The 18,609-nt window shown below is 62.7% G+C and carries 16 protein-coding genes and 1 pseudogene; 12 read left to right on the forward strand and 5 right to left on the reverse strand.

Annotation, left to right across the window (positions count from 1 at the left end):
* Nucleotides 1-8: 8 nt before the first annotated feature.
* The 3 genes from ACL2XN_RS25070 to ACL2XN_RS25080 form a co-directional block, all read right to left on the reverse strand.
* Nucleotides 9-1,097 carry a putative B6 ABC transporter permease subunit 2 gene (locus tag ACL2XN_RS25070; protein WP_410014121.1) on the reverse strand — a complete coding sequence of 363 codons (1,089 nt, stop codon included), beginning with the start codon at nucleotides 1,095-1,097 and terminating at the stop codon, nucleotides 9-11.
* Nucleotides 1,094-2,656, reverse strand: a complete 1,563-nt coding sequence (locus ACL2XN_RS25075) for a putative B6 ABC transporter ATP-binding protein (RefSeq protein ID WP_413729694.1) — start codon at nucleotides 2,654-2,656, stop codon at nucleotides 1,094-1,096. Before ACL2XN_RS25075 ends, ACL2XN_RS25070 begins: the two co-directional genes overlap by 4 nt.
* 62 nt (nucleotides 2,657-2,718) lie before the next feature.
* Complete coding sequence (locus ACL2XN_RS25080; protein ID WP_413729696.1) at nucleotides 2,719-3,750, reverse strand: putative B6 ABC transporter substrate-binding protein; 1,032 nt, start codon at nucleotides 3,748-3,750, stop codon at nucleotides 2,719-2,721.
* A 96-nt stretch (nucleotides 3,751-3,846) separates the two neighbouring features.
* Between ACL2XN_RS25080 and ACL2XN_RS25085 the strand changes: the two genes are divergently transcribed.
* Together ACL2XN_RS25085 and ACL2XN_RS25090 are read left to right on the forward strand one after the other, a co-directional pair.
* Nucleotides 3,847-4,290 carry a hypothetical protein gene (locus tag ACL2XN_RS25085; RefSeq protein ID WP_413729698.1) on the forward strand — a complete coding sequence of 148 codons (444 nt, stop codon included), beginning with the start codon at nucleotides 3,847-3,849 and terminating at the stop codon, nucleotides 4,288-4,290.
* A 198-nt stretch (nucleotides 4,291-4,488) separates the two neighbouring features.
* Entirely contained in the window at nucleotides 4,489-5,967 is a 1,479-nt protein-coding gene (locus tag ACL2XN_RS25090) for a 4-hydroxyphenylacetate 3-hydroxylase N-terminal domain-containing protein (protein ID WP_413729700.1), read from the forward strand.
* A gap of 65 nt (nucleotides 5,968-6,032) precedes the next feature.
* Here ACL2XN_RS25090 and ACL2XN_RS25095 read toward each other — a convergent pair whose 3' ends face one another.
* Both ACL2XN_RS25095 and ACL2XN_RS25100 read right to left on the reverse strand, forming a co-directional pair.
* Entirely contained in the window at nucleotides 6,033-6,953 is a 921-nt protein-coding gene (locus ACL2XN_RS25095; RefSeq protein ID WP_413729702.1) for a proline iminopeptidase-family hydrolase, read from the reverse strand.
* Nucleotides 6,954-7,043: 90 nt separating this feature from the next.
* Nucleotides 7,044-7,802 (reverse strand): LuxR family transcriptional regulator, encoded by a 759-nt coding sequence (locus ACL2XN_RS25100; protein ID WP_413729703.1) that lies wholly within the window; start codon nucleotides 7,800-7,802, stop codon nucleotides 7,044-7,046.
* A gap of 253 nt (nucleotides 7,803-8,055) precedes the next feature.
* Between ACL2XN_RS25100 and ACL2XN_RS25105 the strand changes: the two are divergent.
* The 10 genes and pseudogenes from ACL2XN_RS25105 to ACL2XN_RS25150 form a co-directional block, all read left to right on the forward strand.
* Nucleotides 8,056-8,469, forward strand: a pseudogene (locus tag ACL2XN_RS25105) (alpha/beta fold hydrolase); the annotation flags it as partial.
* A gap of 23 nt (nucleotides 8,470-8,492) precedes the next feature.
* Nucleotides 8,493-9,431, forward strand: coding sequence for an ABC transporter permease (locus ACL2XN_RS25110; protein ID WP_410014128.1), 939 nt, complete (start codon nucleotides 8,493-8,495; stop codon nucleotides 9,429-9,431).
* On the forward strand, nucleotides 9,428-10,273 hold the full coding sequence (locus ACL2XN_RS25115; protein WP_413729704.1) for an ABC transporter permease: 846 nt from the start codon (nucleotides 9,428-9,430) through the stop codon (nucleotides 10,271-10,273). Before ACL2XN_RS25110 ends, ACL2XN_RS25115 begins: the two co-directional genes overlap by 4 nt.
* Nucleotides 10,270-11,262, forward strand: a complete 993-nt coding sequence (locus ACL2XN_RS25120) for an ABC transporter ATP-binding protein (protein ID WP_413729705.1) — start codon at nucleotides 10,270-10,272, stop codon at nucleotides 11,260-11,262. The genes ACL2XN_RS25115 and ACL2XN_RS25120 overlap by 4 nt, the downstream gene beginning before the upstream one ends.
* Complete coding sequence (locus ACL2XN_RS25125; protein WP_413729706.1) at nucleotides 11,259-12,269, forward strand: ABC transporter ATP-binding protein; 1,011 nt, start codon at nucleotides 11,259-11,261, stop codon at nucleotides 12,267-12,269. The genes ACL2XN_RS25120 and ACL2XN_RS25125 overlap by 4 nt, the downstream gene beginning before the upstream one ends.
* 12 nt (nucleotides 12,270-12,281) lie before the next feature.
* Nucleotides 12,282-13,796, forward strand: coding sequence for an ABC transporter substrate-binding protein (locus ACL2XN_RS25130; RefSeq protein ID WP_413729707.1), 1,515 nt, complete (start codon nucleotides 12,282-12,284; stop codon nucleotides 13,794-13,796).
* Between the two features lie 239 nt (nucleotides 13,797-14,035).
* Nucleotides 14,036-15,421: an ethanolamine permease gene (eat, locus tag ACL2XN_RS25135; protein WP_410014133.1), complete on the forward strand. Its 1,386-nt coding sequence runs from the start codon at nucleotides 14,036-14,038 to the stop codon at nucleotides 15,419-15,421.
* A gap of 13 nt (nucleotides 15,422-15,434) precedes the next feature.
* Nucleotides 15,435-16,814: an ethanolamine ammonia-lyase subunit EutB gene (locus ACL2XN_RS25140; protein ID WP_410014134.1), complete on the forward strand. Its 1,380-nt coding sequence runs from the start codon at nucleotides 15,435-15,437 to the stop codon at nucleotides 16,812-16,814.
* A 42-nt stretch (nucleotides 16,815-16,856) separates the two neighbouring features.
* The gene (gene eutC, locus ACL2XN_RS25145; RefSeq protein WP_413731025.1) at nucleotides 16,857-17,663 is read left to right on the forward strand and encodes an ethanolamine ammonia-lyase subunit EutC; all 807 of its coding nucleotides are present in this window, start codon (nucleotides 16,857-16,859) and stop codon (nucleotides 17,661-17,663) included.
* 64 nt (nucleotides 17,664-17,727) lie between these two features.
* Nucleotides 17,728-18,462: a 4'-phosphopantetheinyl transferase family protein gene (locus ACL2XN_RS25150; RefSeq protein WP_413723370.1), complete on the forward strand. Its 735-nt coding sequence runs from the start codon at nucleotides 17,728-17,730 to the stop codon at nucleotides 18,460-18,462.
* The last annotated feature ends 147 nt before the right edge of the window (nucleotides 18,463-18,609 follow it).

Here is an 18,609-nt window from a genome sequence, read left to right on the forward strand (position 1 = left end):
AATTTGCCTTATTGCCCGCCGGCACGGCCGCGCCGCCGCTGCGCGACCATTTCCGTCAGGCCGAGCACGATAAGCAGCACGGCTACCGTGACCAGGGTAAAATGGTTGGGAACGCCCATCCGCCGGGCCGCGCTTTCGCTGCCGATGGACAGCACCGAAAAAATAAAGACAAAGGCGATGGTGGCGAACCCGTTGAAGCGGGCCAGAAACACCAGCGGCACCACCAGCAGGCTATAGGCCGGGTTCCAGTCGGCGCGCACGTTGCCTTCGATGCCGATAACCTCCACCGCGCCGGCCAGGCCCGCCAGCGCGGCGGACAGGGCGAGTACCGCGATGGTCAGCGTCCCGACCGGCAGGCCGGCATGGAGCGCCGCGCGCGGATTGGCGCCGACGGTGCGCAACCGCAGCCCGAAGGCGGTGCGGTTCATGAGCCAATGCACCGCGATCACGGCAAACAGGCCAATCAGCAACCCGCTTGAGGTATGGGTGCCGAACAGCGGCGGCAGCCGCTGCGCATAAGGAAGGGTACGGGTTTCCGGCACGGTGGTGGCGGGATCGGCGAACACCAGCTTGACCAGCACATTGGCAAGCGAAATGCCTAAAAAGGACATCATCATCGTGGTAATGATTTCGTTAATATGCTGCCAGGCCTTTAAGATGGCCGGCAGAATCGCCCATGCGCCGCCCATCAACGTACCGGCCGCCATTGCCGCCAGTAGCGTCAGCCACGACGGCGCCCCGAGCTGATTCAGCGGGGCCGCCACCGCCGAGGCGATAACCGCGCCCAGTAAAAACTGGCCGTCGCCGCCCAGGTTCCACAGACCGGCGCGAAACGCCACCATCAAACTGGCGGCAATAAGCAACAGCGGCCCCATGCGGGTCAGCGTCGCCTGCAGGCCCGAGGGCGTCATCAGCCCCTTTTGCAGAATAAAACCGTAATAATCCAGGGGATTGACCCCCATGATCCGCAACAGGGCGCCGGTGATCACCAGGGCGATAACCACCGGCGCCACGGACAGCCCGGCGCGTGCCAGGGCGGATTTAAGCCGGGCCGGCGACAGCCGTCGCCCCCAGGCAGGACCGGAGCGACCGCTCATGTCATGGCTCCGCTCATCAGCTCGCCGATGCGGCCCCGGGCCGCCGGATTATTCTCCACCATGCCGATTATTCCGCCCTGCGCCATCACTGCGATCCGGTCCGCCAGTTCCAGCAGTTCCTCCAAATCCGTTGATATCAGCAATACCGCCATGCCCGCACCGGCCGCGCGGCGTATCCTCCCGCGGATCGATTGCGTGTTTTGCAGGTCGAGCCCATGGGTCGGCTTGGCGAAGATGACCACCCGGGCCTGGCCGCTAAGTTCGCGCGCCAGCAGCGTCTTTTGGATATTGCCGCCGGACAGCTTGCCAACCGGCGTGTCGACCGCCGGGGTACGGATATCGTATTCCAGGATTTGCCTGAGCGCGTGCCGTGCAATAGCCGCCGGCTGCACGATGCCCCGCCGCCAGAAGGGCGTGTCGCCTATCTGCTTGAGCAGCAGGTTAATCGAGACCGGAAAGGTGGCGACGGTACCTTCGCCCAGCCTGTCGTCGGTGACGTAGCGCAGACCGCGCCGGCGTCGCTGGCCGATGTTTTCATGGTCTATCCGCTCGCCGTCCAGGCAGATGTGCCCGCCGGCCAGCGGGCGCTGGCCAGCCAGCGCCTCGGCCAGCTGTTTTTGCCCGTTGCCGTCGATGCCGGCGATGCCGACGATTTCGCCGGCGCGAACCATCAAATCGATGCCGGCGACCGGCACCAGCGGATCCTCTACCGCCAACCCCTGCGCCTCGAGCACCGGCTTACCGGCTGTTTTCGGCGCCGGCGCCGCGGCTGCCGCGGGCGTCGCGGCGGCCTGGCCGGGAATGCCGAACATCATTTCGACCACTTCCTGGGTCGTCTGCGGGGCGGTAAGGGATTTGAGCCGTTCAGGCCCTATCTCGCCTGCTTTACGGCCGCGGCGCAGCACCGAGATGCGATCGCCCCAGGCCAGCGCCTCGTTAAGCTTATGGGTGATGAAGACCACCGCCAGGCCCTGCGCCACCAGCCGGCGCATCAACCGCCCCAGTTCGTGCGCGTTGTCGGGCGTCAGCATGGCGGTGGCTTCGTCAAGGATCAGCACACGGCTGCCGCGCAACAGGGTACGAACGATTTCCGCCTGCTGCAGCTCACCGAGTGAGAGCGATCCCGCCAGGGCGAACGGGTTGACCCTGACGCCGATATCCCGGGCGATGGCATTAACCCGATCCGCATAATGGCGGCGCGCGGGACGCCGCCACCAGGGATCGCCGAGGGCGATATTATCCACCACGCTTAATGCCGGCACCATCATGGCATGCTGGAACACGGTGCCGATGCCCAGCGCGCGGGCGCGACGGGGGGAGGACAGCGATTCGACCCGGCCCCCCACCGCGATATGCCCCTCGTCAGGTTGCTGCAGCCCGGAAAGCATGGCGACCAGGGTGGATTTCCCTGCGCCGTTTTCCCCCAGCAGCACATGAACCTCGCCGGGCCACAGCGCCAGGTCAACCTGGTCATTGGCGATAATGCCGGGATACCGCTTGGTGACCTGGCAGACGGTCACGACCGGGCAGGCCGATGAAGGCAGATTCTGGCTCATCATGATCTCGATAACGTTAAGCGGAGCGCGACGGGCGCGCCCCGGCCGGGGCGTTTGCCGCCGGACTATTTACCGCCGGCGGCCAGCAGGTCGTGCAGCGATTTAGCGTCGTAATCCGCCGGCACGGTGATTTTACCGCTGATGATGTCGTCGCGCACCGCGTTGACGCTCTGCCAGATATCGTCCGGGATATGGGCGGTTTTCAGCAGACTGATCGAGCCGTCCGCCAGCGAAGTCTTGTAGTTGTGGGAGCCGAATTTATCCTGCTTGAGATCCTCGATCATGGCGGTGTAGACCGGCGTCAGGTTCCACAGGACGGAACTGAGCAGGTTGCCTTTATCAATGGGGGATTTGTCGCCGATGACGTCGATAAAATAGACTTTGCCGCCGTCCGGCGCCGGGGTGGTTTCCACCGCCTGCAGCATGCCGAAGCTCGAGCCGTTGCCCTGGCCGAAGATAATATCCGCGCCGGCGGCGATAACGGAGGCCGCCACGCGTTTACCGCCCGCGGCATCGCTGTACGCCGCCGGGCCGATCACCGCGTAACGGATTTTAATATCGCTCCTGGCCGCCCTGGCGCCGAGGATAAAAGCCGAGGACTGCGCGTTCCAGGCCGGCGGCTCGCCGGAAACCACGATGCCGATGGTGCCGCTGCGCGTCATTTTCGCCGCCAGCGCGCCGGCCAGGTAGGCCCCCTCCTGGCCGCTTACCGTATAATCGGCCACTTTGCCGGCTTTTAACGACGACGGGCTGTCGGTGATGGCCACCGGCACATTGGCCTGCGCGCCGATTTCCGGCCCTGACTGGTTATAACCGCTGGCGTGGGCGATGATAAGCTGCGCCCCATCTTCCGTCAGGTCGCGCAGCGTGGGGCGGATATCGCCGTAGCCGAGGTTCTCCGCCACCATGACCTTGACGCCTTCTTTGGCACCGGCCGCCCTGGCGGCGCTGATGCCCTGTTGGTTCCAGCCGAAATCAGTGCCGGGTTCGGGGGTGACTATGGCGATAGTTTTAATATCAGCGGCATAGGCCGCTGAACAGAGCACCGACAGCACCGACATCGCAGCCGCGTATTTTAACCAACCTTTACCCATCATCTTCTGTCCTCGATACATTTTATTGTTGACAATACGGCTAATAAAATCTTTTCTGATGCATTCCTAACGGATAGGACCTGTTTACTGGAGCATTTTATGACACTAAAGGGGCTAGTATTGCCCTGTTTGTTTTTTTTCACCACCGCAATCTACGCCGGGGAATCAACAAATTATCAACGCGGTACGCGGGGATTAACCCCTTTTCTGGTGGTGGTGAATAACACCGGCCATCGTCCCCTGGATTGCGAAGCGACCACCGCCCACTGGTATTCGGTCCCGTTGGGCGCCGTCGCCCCCGGCGCGACGCTCTCCACCGGACTGTGGAAGAATATCGCCAGCGGCGAGGTGATTATCCTCAATGACCAACAGGATCGGTTGCCCGTTCAACGCTTGTGGTGCGGCGAGCAGGGGCGATCCTGGCAAACCCGCTACGAGGTGGCCTTGTCGACGCACCGGGGCGAAAGCCCGCGCTCCCTTACGCTCGACTGCGCCGGCGGCGCGGACCCCATCCAGTGCCGCGTCGCGCCGAGCGGTCTGTAGCCCAGAGGGTTTCTTAAACCCTTCTTATCCCGGCAAGACATAACGTTTGAATCTTGCTTTAGCCCGTGCTTAGCTTAACCGGCCGGGTACGGTGGATAGCGGCAGGCCATAAAGACCGGGCCGGGATAGGTAAAAATAGCGCCCGGTGCGCGTAAAGCCGGGGCGTTGCGTTTTTGACCCAAGGGAAGGGGAATCACTATGACATCCGTGTTGGCAAAGGGTAAGCCGCACCGGCTTAGGACCGGCGCCGAGTTCAAGGCATCCCTGGAGGATGGACGGCGGCTGTGGGTTAACGGCAACAGGCTTGGCGGCGTGATGGACGACCCCGCGCTGGCGGCGGGGGTCAATGTGCTGGCGTCGATGTTCGACGACCAGTTCAGCGCGGAGCATGCCGACGCCACCACCTGCGTCGATCCCGCCAGCGGGACGGTGGTCAGCCGCGCCTGGCAAATTCCCCGGACCTGCGATGATCTGCGCGAGCGGCGCAAAATGATTGAATACACCTCGCTCAAGACCGGCGGCACCTTCGGCCGCCCGCCCGATCTGGCGCCCGCCATCGTCGTGGGACTCTATGCCCTGCTGCCTGTCTTTAAAGCCAAGCGGTCCGCCCTGGACGGCTGCCGTCCCGATTTTGCCGAAAATATCGAACGCTACCTGGCCTATGGCCGCGATAATAACCTGACCGCCGCGGAAAGCCTGGCGGGTCCGCAGGCCGACCGATCGTCGCCCAAGGCGGGCTGGGGGTCGCTGCTGCGGGTAAAAAGTATCGAGCGGGGCGGGATTCGCGTCTCAGGGGCCAAAACCGTCGGCTCCGTCGCCGCCCAGGCCAACGAGATTTTTTTCACCAACCTGGGGAGTCGCCAGGAAACGCCGCCGGAAGCCTGCATCTGGGGGGCGATCCCGGTTAACGCCGAGGGCATCAAATTGATTTCGCGGGAAATGGTCTCCCATCCCGGCGCCGATCCGTTTGACCACCCCATCGCCGGGCTGGGGGAAGAAGCCGACCAGTTTATTATTTTCGATAACGTTTTTGTGCCCGCCGAACGTATCTTTAATCTTGGCGATCCCGACGCGATGCGGTATTACGGCCCGGTATGCGTTTTCGCCCACTGGCATGTGCTGACAAGGCTGGCGGTAAAGGCCGAGCTGTTTGTCGGCGCCGGGCAGCTGGTGCTGGATGTGCTGGGCACCGGCCGCATTCCCGCCGTGCAGGCCATGCTGGGGGAGCTGATTGAATATGCCCAAACCCTGCGCGCCTTTATCTATGCCGCCGAAGCGCAGGCGCGTCTTACCGAGGGCGGCGTAATGGCGCCCGATGCCGGCATGCTGACCGCCGGCCGCCTGTATTCCATCCGGCACTATCCGCACATTGTCCATATCCTGCAGGAGATGTGCGGGCAGGGGCTGGTGATGCGTTTTGGCAAGGCGGCCTTCGACAATCCCGATATCGGCCACGCGCTGCGGGAGTTATTGGCCGGCCACGGCGCCAGCGCCATGGAAAAAGAACGGTTGATGAATTTTATCTGGGATATGACCACCGGGGCGCTGGCCGGCCGGGTGGCGCTGTTCGAGAACGTGAATGCCAGCCCGGCGCCGCGGCTGCGTGCCCGGCTATTCGAGGAAGTGAAGCGCGATGCGTTCGTCGGCCAGGTAAAAAAACTGGCCGGGCTGGCCTGATGACCGCACGGCCGCGGTTGCCGGGCCGCGCCAACACATCGCCGCCGGCAACGTCGCCGCGGCGGTTAACGGCCGGCGACGCTCTCCCGGGCATCCAACTGCCGGTCCAGGAAGTTCCCCACTACCCGCATGCAGGCCGCGCGCTCCTCTACGTGCGGCATATGGCTTGATTGCTCGAATATCACCCATTCGGCGCCGGCGATATGATCCTTGAAGGGCTGCACCACCTCCGGCGCCGCCTCGTCGTAGCGGCCCGATATCAGCAGCGCCGGTACCTGTATCCGCGCCAACCGGTCAATAATGTCCCAGTTTTTCATGGTGCCGATAACGTGGAATTCCGTCGGACCGTTCATGGCATGGTACACCGTCGGGTCGGCGTCCATGGCGGCGAAGGTGCGCGTGACTTCTTCCGGCCAGGGCGTAAGCCGGCAGACGTGCCGCTGGTAAAATACCCGGGTGGCCTGGCGATACGCGTCGCTGTCCAGGGTGCCCGCGGTTTCGTGCTCCGTCAGGCAGCGCTGTACCGGGGCCGGTAACTGGGCGCGCAGCCTGGCCGCCGCCTGTAGCCATAGCGCCATCGACGCCGGCGAATTGGCGATGACGATTGCCTTGAGACCTTCCGGGCGCAATACGGCGTGCTCCGCCGTCAGCATCCCGCCCCACGACTGGCCGAGCAAGGCATAGTTGTTGCCGATGCCCAGATGCGCCAGCAGGTTATCCAGCTCCGCCAGGAACAGCGATACCCGCCAGAAGTCGGCTCCCTGGTCCGGTAAATGGGTGGAACGGCCATTGCCGAGCTGATCGTAATGGATGACCGCCCGGCCGCTGGCGGCGATATCGCGGAACGCGTCGACATAATCATGGGTGCAGCCCGGGCCGCCGTGGACCACCACCAGGGGTGTCTTGCCATTATGGAGATCGCCGCAGATGCGGTACCAGGTTTGGTATTGCTGAAACGGCGCGTAGCCTTCGGTAATGCTGTACATGACGGTTTACCTGTCGGTTAAGGATAACCTAGGGTAAAACAGCGCGCCCGGCGGCGGATAGCTAGAGAAAATGCTAGGTATTGCGCCGGCTCAGCTGTCGAGCAGGCGGTAATGCATCGCCCGCACCACGGCCTGGACCCGGTTGCTGGCCCCCAGCTTGCGTGCCGCGGAGTTCAAATGCAGCGTCACGGTGGCAATTGAGCGCGACAGCTTGCGGGCGATCTCCTTGGCGGTCAGCCCCTCGGCCGACCAGCTCAGGCACTCCCGTTCGCGTTTGCTCAGGCGCACATACTGGCAGGTCAGCATCTGGCGGTCGAATAGCGGATAAACACGCTCCTGAAAGGTATGGGCCAGCAGGCCCAGCTCCGCCAGAGTCTGGGTCAGATCGCGCTCCCGGCCGCCGCCGCTGACGATGCCGGTCAGGGTGGCGAATCCCCCCTGCGGCAGGTGCAGGGGCACCGTGGCGCCGCAGGGCATATTGTTGTCGCGCATATAGTGCGTTACAGGCTGATGTCGCTCACCGATGATATCGCGCAGCAAGGTCGTATCCGGGCGCTGATAAGACCAAACGAAAGGCGCGCAGCTTTTCAGGGCGTACAACTGCACCGGATCCACCTGGTAGTAGCCGCTTTCGGTCCATAGCTGCCGCATATCCTCCGGCACATTGCTCATGCGCAGCACCGACGGCGTAATGAGTTCGCCTTCCAGCGAGCGCGGCACCGGCGTGTAATCATAAATCAGCGCCTCCATGCCCAGCCGGGCGCTTTGCCGGTACAGGGATAAAAAGGCGTCGTCAAGACTGCAGCCGGCCTGCGGCGTCGGCAATACATCGGTTACCACAATGCTCATCGGCCCCCCTTATCTCATCCAGTCTCCATGGCGCCAGGGCATGGATCCTGCAAAGCCATTCCCGTATCGCTTCCGGCGCTCGCGACGCTTGTTGTCGGCCACCGGATGGCATGCAATTTGGATGCCACGCCGCCCGGGGACCGGAGGCGAAACCTAGCATTTTTACTAACTGTTCAGCGCCGCGGCTTATGCGTAGCGTAAAGACATCATCATGGCGGCGCGGCGCGGGCCGCCGGCAAGCACCGGGGGAGATATGTGGCGTGAGATCAGGCCTGACCGGCAAGTGGATATTGAGGTCGACGGTTATCGGGTGACGGCCTACGAGTTCGGCGCGGGCGACGAGACAGTGCTGTGCCTGAACGGCGGCCCGGGGCTGCCCTGCGACTACCCGCGCGAAGCGCAACCCTGCCTCAGCCACCACGGCTACCGGGTGGTGGCGTTTGATCAATTGGGCACCGGCCGGTCCGATCGGCCGGATCTGCCCGGATTATGGACCATGGCGCGCTATGTGCGTGAAGTGGACACCGTACGTCGGGCTATGGGCCTGGAGCGGGTGCATCTGCTTGGTCATTCCTGGGGCGGCTGGCTGGGCATCGAGGTGGTATTGCACCATCCGGGTGCAATCAAACGCCTGATGCTGGAAAATACCGCGGCGGATATACCCCATCAACGCGGCAGGGGGTAGGGAGAATGCACCGTTATCGCTTTGTCCTGTTCCGTCCGCTGCAACTGGTGCCGGTATTGCTGGGCATCAGCATCATCACCTTTATGCTGGTGCGCGCCATCCCGGGCGATCCGGCGCGCATTCTGCTGGGGGTACGCAGCACCCCGGCGGCGATCGCGCGTATTCGCGCCCAGTATGCGTTGGATCAGCCGTTATGGGTACAGTACGGCTATTTTCTCACTAACCTGCTGCACGGCGAGCTGGGACGCTCCATTGTCTATCGCGTCGATACCCTGAAACTGATTATGACCCGCATTGAGCCCACGCTGTGCCTGGTCGCGGGCAGCGTGCTGCTGGCGCTGCTGCTCACCGTGCCGCTGGCCGCCGTCGCCGCCCGCCGGCGGGGGAGCGCCGCCGACCAGGTTATCCGGCTGCTTTCCACCGCCGGACTGGGTTTTCCGGCGTTCTGGCTGGGCATTATGCTGATCCTGCTGTTCAGCGTCACCCTGGGCTGGTTTCCTGTCTCCGGTTATGGCGACGCGTGGAGCGCAAGGCTGCATCACCTGGTGCTGCCCTGCCTGACGGTGGCGCTGGCGCTGTCGGCGGTGCTGACACGTAACCTGCGCGCCAGCCTGCTGGCGGAGCTGAAGGCGGATTACGTCACCGCCGCCAGGGCGCGCGGGCAGGAAGAGGGACGTATCTTCTGGCGTCATGTTATGCCTAACTCGCTGGTGCCTACGGTCAACCTGCTGGCGGTGAATATCGGCTGGCTTATCGGCAGCACGGTGGTGATTGAAAGCGTCTTTGCCATCCCCGGCATGGGCCAGCTGTTGGTCAAGGCGATATTCAGCCGCGACTATATGGTGGTGCAGGGCGTGGTAATGGTGTTTGCCCTGGCGACGGTGCTGGTCAACCTGCTGGCCGATCTGCTGACCGTGGCCCTGGACCCGAGGGTCACATTATGATGTCCGTCCAGGCCGTCCGCCATTTTTCCGTGCGCTGGCTACCCCGGCGCGCCGCGCTGCGCGCGGGCATGGGTATCCTGCTGATGTGGTGTGTGCTGGCGGCGCTCGCCCCCTGGCTCGCGCCCTTCGATCCCCTTTACCAGAATGCGGATGCGCGCCTGCTGGCCCCTGGCCTGCCGCATCTGTTCGGCACCGATAACTTCGGCCGCGATATTTTCTCCAGGATCCTCTGGGGAGCGCGCGTCGATTTGCAGATCTGCCTGCTGGGCGTGGTGTTTCCGTTTACCATCGGCACCATCGTCGGGGCGTTGTCCGGTTATCTCGGCGGTCCCGTCGACGCTTTCATCATGCGCTGCATCGACATTGTGCTGGCATTTCCCTTCCTGGTGCTGATGCTGTCGATTATCGCCATTATCGGACCGGGGCTGGGCAGCTTTTATATCGCCATGGCGCTGGTGGGCTGGGTTTCCTACGCCCGGCTGGTGCGTTCGCAGGTCCTGATCCTCAAGCATAGCGACTTTATGCTGGCGGCGCGCAGCCTGGGGTTTAGCCACGGACGCATTCTGTTCGCCCATTTATTGCCCAATGCCCTGACCGGCTCCATCGTGTTTTCCATGTCGGACTGCGTGCTGGTGTTGCTGAACGGCGCGGCGGTGAGCTATCTCGGCCTCGGCGTACAGCCGCCGACGGCGGAGTGGGGGGTGATGATTGCCGAAGGGCAGAGCTTTATCACCACCGCCTGGTGGATCACGACTTTTCCAGGACTGGCCATCGTGCTGCTGGCGATGGGCTTCAGCCTGCTGGCCGATGGCCTGGGCGATAAACTGGGGGCACGGCCATGAGCGCGCCGGTACTGCGGGTCAATCACCTGACCGTCAACAACCGCCAGGGCATCGCCCTGGTGGATGATGTTTCCTTTACCCTGGCGGCGGGCGAAATGCTCGGCCTGGTGGGCGAAAGCGGTTCAGGCAAAACCGTCACCTGCCGGGCGCTGATGCGGCTGCTGCCCGGGGAAGGATTAACCATGGGCGGCGGCGAGGCGTGGCTGGGCGAGACCGATATCATGACCCTCGATCCCCGCCAGATGACCCGGGTGCGCGGCCATCAATTGGGCATGATTTTCCAGAATCCCGCCAGCCATCTTAACCCGGTGATGACCGTCGGCGGGCAGATCGCCGAAAGCCGCCGCGCCCATTTCGGCGCCGGGCGGCGGGAGGCGCGTGCGGCGGCCGTCGGCCTGCTGCGCCGGGTGGGCATCCCCGATCCCGAACGGCGGGTGGATCATTACCCGCATGAGTTCTCCGGCGGCATGCGCCAGCGGGCGATGATCGCCGTGGCGCTGGCCTGCGAGCCCAAAATCCTGATTGCCGATGAGCCGACCACCGCGCTGGATGTGACGGTACAGGTGCAAATCCTGCGTTTATTAATGGATCTGCGCGACCGGCTGGGCCTGGCCATCATTATGATCACCCACGATCTGGGCGTGGTGGCGCAAACCTGCGATCGGATCGCGGTGATGTATGCCGGCCGATTGTGCGAGGTCGGCGCCAAACGCCGGGTATTGGCGCAGCCGCTGCACCCCTATACCCAGGGATTGATCGATTGCCAGCCCGTGAGCGAAGGCGGCGGCGGCCGTTTAAAGACCATCGCCGGCCAGCCGCCGTCGGCGGATGGCTTTGCGCCGGGCTGCCGGTTCCATACCCGCTGTCCGCGCGCCGGCGAGGCATGCCCGTCCGTGCAACCGCCGCTGCTGGCCGCGCGCGGCGATCCGGCCCACGGCGCGGCCTGTTTTTATCCTCTGCATGCGTTAACCCACCGGGAGGGATCATGATCACCAACGCCTATCCATTATTGGAAGTCGATGAGCTGCGGGTGTCGTTTCCCCTGTCCGGCGGCAATCCGCTGCGCTGGAACCGGCCGCGGGTTCAGGCGGTGAACGGCGTATCGCTGCGTATCCACCCCGGTGAAACCCTGGGACTGGTGGGCGAGTCCGGCAGCGGTAAAAGCACGCTCGGCCGCGCCATCCTGCAATTGGAGAAAAGCACCGGCGGCAGCGTACGTTTCGACGGCCGCGACGTAACCCACGGCCTGACGAGCGATATCGCCCGCCTGCGCCGGCAGACGGCGATGATTTTCCAGGACCCGTTTTCATCGCTCAATCCCCGCCAGACCATCGGCGCCGCCATCGCCGAAGTGCTGCGCGTGCATCGCAAAGTACCGCCGGGGGCGATAACCGCCCGGGTGGCCGAACTGCTGACGCTGGTGGGGCTGCGGCCGGCGCAGGCGGATAAGCGGCCGGGCGCCCTGAGCGGCGGGCAGTGCCAGCGGGCCGGCATCGCCCGCGCCCTGGCGCTGGAACCGCGGCTGATGGTGGCGGATGAATGCGTTGCCGCGCTGGATGTCTCCATCCAGGGGCAGATTATCAATCTGCTGATGGATCTGCGTGAGCGCATGGGGCTGGCGATACTGTTTATCGCCCACGACCTGGCCATTGTCCGCCGCCTGTGCGATCGGGTGGCCGTAATGTACCTGGGACGTATTGTCGAGGAAGGCCCGGTGGAATCGGTATTCCATTTGCCGCGCCATCCGTATACCGCGGCGCTGGTGGCGGCCATCCCGGAAATCAACCCCGATCTGCCGTTGCCCGCCGAGCCGCTGGCCGGCGAACCGCCCAGCCCGATTGCCATTCCGCCGGGGTGCGCCTTTCATCCCCGCTGCCGTTATGCCCGACCCGCTTGCCGTACCGGTTCCACCCCTGATACCCGGCATGTTGCCGACCATGCTTTTGCCTGTGTGCTCGACAGAAATACCGGCGAAGCCGACTTTCCTTTTCAATGAGGTATGTTAACCATGAAGCGTAAGCATTTTAACGTTGCCGCCGCCGCGGTCTTTCTGGCGCTCAGCGCGGTCGGCCAAATCGCCGAAGCCGCCGGGGTATTGAGCATTGGCCGGCGCGAGGATTCCACGACCTTCGATCCGATTAAGTCGGCGCAAAACGCCGATAACTGGGTGTTTTCCAATGTATTCGACGTGCTGGTGCGGGTGGATAAAAACGGCACGCGCCTGGAGCCGGGGCTGGCGGAAAGCTGGGAAATCTCACCCGACGGCAAGGTCTATACCTTTAAGATGCGCGACGCCAAATTCTCCGACGGGTCGCCGGTGACCGCACAGGATGCGGTGTTCAGCCTGCTGCGCATACGCGATAATGAAGGGTCCTTATGGCGCGACTCCTACAGCGTCATCGATAAAGCCGAAGCCACCGACCCCCACACCCTGGTGGTAACGCTGAAAACGCCGTCCGCGCCGTTCCTCTCGCAGCTGGCGCTGCCGAATGTGTCGGTGCTGCCGGAAAAAGTGGTGAAAGCCATGGGCGAGGAGGCGTTTGCCGAAAAACCGGTGGGCTCGGGCGCCTTTAGCGTCAAGTCCTGGACCCGTGGCGAAAAGGTGGTGCTGGTGAAGAACCCCTATTTCTGGCAGGCGGATCGCGTCAAGCTGGACGGCGTGGAATGGCTGACGCTGCCGGACGACAACACACGCATGCTGAAAGTGCAGGCGGGTGAGCTGGACGCGGCGCTATCGGTGCCGTTTTCCCGCATCGCGTCATTGCAAAAAGACCCCAACCTGGACGTGCATCTGGATCGATCCACCCGCGAGGATCATTTGCTGATTAACCACGAGCATGGCGCGTTGGCCAAGGTCGAGGTGCGCCAGGCGCTGGATTTCGCCATTGATAAAAAAGCCATTGTCGATACCGTGACCTTCGGTTTCGGCCATGTCGCCAACTCTTATATTCCCGAGGGCGCGCTGTTTCATTATGCGGACAACCTGCAGCGTCCCTACGATCCCGAGAAAGCCAGGCAGATGCTTAAGGCCGCCGGCGCGTCGGATCTGAAGCTGAATTATGTCGTCAACGCCGGGGATGAGGTGGACGAGCAGATCGCCATTCTGCTGCAACAGCAACTGGCCAAGGCCGGGGTAACGGTGAACCTGCAAAAGGTCGACCCAAGCCAGAGCTGGGATATGCTGGTGGCGGGCGAATATGATATTTCGGTGATGTACTGGACCAACGATATCCTCGATCCCGATCAGAAAACCACCTTTGTGCTGGGCCATGACGCCAATATGAATTACATGACCCGCTATCATAACGATAAGGTCAAGGATCTGGTGGCCGCGGCGCGGGTGGAAATGAATGCCGGCAAGCGGCAGCAGATGTATATCGACCTGCAAAAAATGGCCAAGGCGGACGTGAACTGGATCGATTTATATTACAGCCCCTATCGCAACGTCAGCCGCAAGAATATTAAGGATTTTTACCAGAATCCGCTGGGACGCTTCGCGCTTGAGGATACCGATAAGCTCTAGCCCGCGGGCAGGGGGCGGGCATGCGCATGCTCCCTGCACCGGCACGCGTCATACGGCGGTGAATTCCCCCGTTATCTGCACCAAAAAGCATCATGGCGCCCGTGTTTATGCCTCCCGGCCGGCGCTTTAATCAACGATTCGGCTGTTTTATCAGCATATTGGCCTCAATTCACCGTGCTCCGCTGATGTGGTATGACCTTTGCACCTTTACAAATACTTACATAGCCTAGGACACCATTATGCAAAGCACAAAAGTGGCACCGGTTTTGAAGCGTACGCTGGGGAGTTTCCATTTGTGGGGCATCGCCGTGGGCCTGGTGATTTCCGGCGAGTATTTCGGCTGGAGCTACGGCTGGGCCCAGGCGGGCACGCTGGGCTTCCTGGTCACCGCGGTGGCGGTGGCGGCCATGTATTGCGCCTTTATCTTCAGCTTCACCGAACTGACCACCTCCATACCCCATGCGGGCGGTCCCTTCGCCTACGCCCATCGCGCGTTCGGTCCCACCGGCGGTTTTATTGCCGGTTTCGCCACCCTGGTGGAATTTGTCTTTGCCCCGCCGGCCATCGCCATGGCCATCGGCGCCTATCTTAACGTGCAGTTTCCGGCGCTGGAACCGCGCTGGGTGGCCCTGGCCGCCTATCTGGTGTTTATGACGCTGAATATTCTCGGCGTCAGTATCGCCGCCACGTTCGAGCTACTGGTCACCCTGCTGGCGATATTTGAGCTGTTGGTGTTTATGGGCGTGGTGGCCCCGGGCTTCGACCTGGCCAACTTTACCCGCGGCGGCTGGGCCGGCGCGGAACACTTCAGCGTCGGCGCGTTTTCCGGTATTTTTGCCGCCATTCCGTTTGCCATCTGGTTTTTCCTCGCCATTGAAGGCGCCTCCATGGCGGCCGAAGAGGCCAAGGATCCCCAGCGCACCATTCCCCGCGCCTTTATCGGCGGCATCCTGACCTTAACGGCGCTGGCGCTCGGCGTGATGGTGTTTGCCGGCGGGGTGGGCGACTGGACCAAACTGGCCAATATCAACGACCCGCTGCCGCAGGCGATGAAGATTATCGTCGGCGGCAGCAGCGGCTGGCTGCATATGCTGGTCTGGCTGGGACTGTTCGGGCTGATTGCGTCGTTCCACGGTATTATCATGGGATACTCGCGCCAGATTTTCGCCTTGGCGCGCGCCGGCTACCTGCCGAAACCGCTTTCCAGGATCAACCGTCGTTTTCGCACGCCGCATCTGGCGATCGTTGCCGGCGGCGTGGTGGGCATCGCGGCGATTTTTTCCGATTCCCTGATTATCATCGGCGGCCAGCCATTAACCGCCAACATCGTTACCATGTCGGTATTCGGTGCTATTGTAATGTATATCATCTCCATGGCGTCGCTGTTTAAACTGCGCCGCCTTGAACCCCGGCTTATCCGCCCGTTCCGCGCGCCGCTGTATCCGTTTGCCCCGGCGCTGGCGCTGGTGATGGCGGTCATCTGCCTGGTGGCGATGATCTATTACAATCAAATGCTGTTTATGATTTTCGCCATAATGATGTTATTGGGTTATGCCTATTTCCGCCTGACGCGTTATGCCCGCGACGCGGCGGCGCCGGATCCGCAGCTGACGTTATCGGACTGATCCCGGAGGGTTGATGTTTCACGCCACGCTAAGTCATCGCAGCTACCGTTTTGCCGATTTGCGCGAACTGATGGCCAAGGCATCGCCGGCGCGTTCCGGCGATTACCTGGCCGGAGTGGCCGCCGGCAGCGCCGAGGAGCGTATGGCGGCGCGCATTGCGCTGGCGGATGTGCCGCTGACGGTATTTTTGCAGCAGCCACTTATTCCTTATGAAACGGATGAGGTCACGCGCCTGATTATCGACGGTCACGACGCGGCGGCCTTTGCTCCCATCGCCCACCTGACGGTGGGCGATTTCCGCGACTGGCTGCTGTCCGAGCGCACCGACAGCGCCCGCCTGACCCAGGTCGCCGCGGGCATCATGCCGGAAATGGCCGCGGCGGTAAGCAAAATCATGCGTAACCAGGATCTGATCCTGGTGGCGAAAAAATGCCGCGTGATCACCCGCTTTCGCAATACCATCGGCCTGCCGGGCCATATGAGCGTCCGGCTGCAGCCCAATCATCCCACCGACGATCTCAAAGGCATCGCCGCCAGCATGCTCGACGGTTTGCTGTATGGCAGCGGCGATGCGGTGATCGGCATCAATCCCGCCAGCGACAGCCTGCCGCTGTTGGAAAAACTCAACTATATGCTCGATGACGTGATCAGCAGTTTTGCCATTCCCACCCAATCCTGCGTGCTGACCCATGTCACCAATACCATCAAGCTGATTGAGCGCGGCGCGCCGGTAGATTTGGTCTTCCAGTCGATAGCCGGCACCGAGGCGGCCAACGCCGGTTTCGGCATCAACCTCGCGCTGCTGGATGAAGCCCGGCAGGCGGCGCTGAGCCTGAACCGGGGCACGCTGGGCGACAACGTGATGTACTTCGAGACCGGGCAGGGCAGTTGCCTGTCGGCCAATGCCCATCACGGCGTCGATCAGCAGACCTGCGAAGCCCGCGCCTATGCCATCGCGCGCCGCTTTAAACCCTTGCTTATCAATACCGTGGTGGGATTTATCGGACCGGAATATCTCTATGACGGCAAACAGATTATCCGCGCCGGGCTGGAAGATCATTTTTGCGGCAAGCTGCTGGGCGTGCCGCTGGGGTGCGATGTCTGCTATACCAATCATGCCGAGGCCGATCAGGATGATATGGACACGCTGCTGACCCTGCTGGCCGCCGCCGGGCTGACGTTCTTGATCGGGGTGCCGGGCGCGGACGATATCATGCTGAATTATCAAAGCACGTCGTTCCATGACGCCCTGTATGTACGCGAGCTGTTCGGGCTCAAACATGCCCCGGAGTTTTCCGCCTGGCTGCAGCGTATGCAGATTATCAACGCCGACGGGATGCTGCGCGACACCAGCGGCCAGCATCCCCTGCTGCAACATCATGTCCTGGAGTGAGCCATGAGTAAAACTGTCCCGCCGCCGGCCGGCAAATATCCGGTGGGCAATAGCGTCCATGCCAACCCCTGGGAGGGCCTGCGGGAGTTTACCGCGGCGCGCATCGCGCTCGGCCGTTCCGGCTCCAGCCTGCCTACCCGTGAACTGCTCAACTTCGGGCTGGCCCACGCCCAGGCGCGCGACGCGGTGCATCAACCCTTTGACAGCGAATCGCTGGCGCGACAGCTGGAAGCGGATGGCTTAACCACGCTTACGGTGCACAGCGCGGCGCAAAACCGGGAGACCTATCTTTGCCGGCCGGACCTGGGCCGCCGTCTTGGCGACGACAGCCGCAAGATGTTAACCGCGTATCCGGATAAACAGGCCGATATCCTGCTGGTAGTCGGCGACGGCCTGTCCTCGAAGGCGGTACATCGCCAGGCGGTGCCGTTTATCCGCGCGTTGACGCCTTACCTGGCGCTGTTGGGGCTGAAAATGGCGCCGGTGGTGCTGGCACACCAGTCGCGGGTGGCCCTGGGGGATGATATCGGCGCCTGCCTGCAGGCGCGGGCGGTGGCAATCCTGATTGGAGAGAGGCCCGGCTTATCCTCGCCTGACAGCCTGGGCATCTATTTTACCTGGGAGCCCCATATCCGGCGCCTGGAGTCGGAACGCAACTGTATCTCCAATATCCGTCCCGAGGGGCTGGATTATCCCCAGGCGGCCTTTAAACTGGCATGGCTGCTTGAACAGGCCGGGCAGCGGCGTTTATCGGGCATCGCGCTGAAGGATGAAAGCGACAATCCGGCCTTATACGGCCTGATTAAGCCCTTGTTTAAACAGGCCGAACGCCTGCCGGGCAAAATGTGATTATACTTATGCGGATAGCGCCGGTTTTCCTGAGCGTTTGACCCGATAAGGATACCTTCACGATATGAGCCACCCTGTTTCCTGTATTTTATCCGTGGACCAGGGACTGCCGTTCGGCCCCGCCGATCTGCTTACCCTGGTTGCGCCGGCGCGGGCCTGGTCCTGTCGCTTTGACATCGCCTTATATCACGATGAGGATTTTGCCGCCCGGGGTATCAGGCTGCCGCCGTCAATCGCCGGCGCCGCCGTTAAACGGCGCGGGGAGTATCTGGCGGGGCGCATCGTCGCCGGACGCGTATTAGAGGATGCGGGCTATCGCCATTTCGATTTGCTGGCGGGGGAAGACCGGGCGCCGGCCTGGCCGGACGACGTGCAGGGCGCGCTGACCCATCACGGCACGCTGGCCATCGGTATAGGCTGGCGGCGCCCAGGCCGTGCGGTATCCGGGTTGGGCGTAGATATCGAAACACTGATTAACGGTCCCCGCGCGCTGGAACTGTGGCCCGGTATCATCAGCGCCTGGGAGCGCGAGTATTTCGCCACCCTGGAACTGCCTTTCGCCGTCGCCCTGACCCTGGCGTTTTCCGCCAAGGAGAGCCTGTTCAAGGCGCTGTATCCCTCGGTCAAGCGTTACTTCGATTTTCTCGACGCGCGCGTGGTCCGCCTGGCCGGCAACCGCATCACCCTGGAGCTGCAGGTCGAACTGACGCCCGCGCTGCCGGTGGGCATGCTGTTTGAATGCGGTTATGCCGTCAGGGAGGAGGATGTGCTGACGGTGCTGGCGATCGGCAACGACTGAGATCCTGCGGCTGCTGCTGGCCCGGCGAGGCTGGCCGGTTTACCAACGAGGCTGGTCGGTTTACCAAATAGTGCGCTTTTCTCCATGTGGAAAAGCCCGCGCCGGCCGATTTCTCCATGTGTAAATATTTGGTTACAAAACTGACGG

Source organism: Sodalis sp. RH22, assembly GCF_047324165.1.
Lineage (GTDB): Bacteria > Pseudomonadota > Gammaproteobacteria > Enterobacterales > Enterobacteriaceae > Acerihabitans.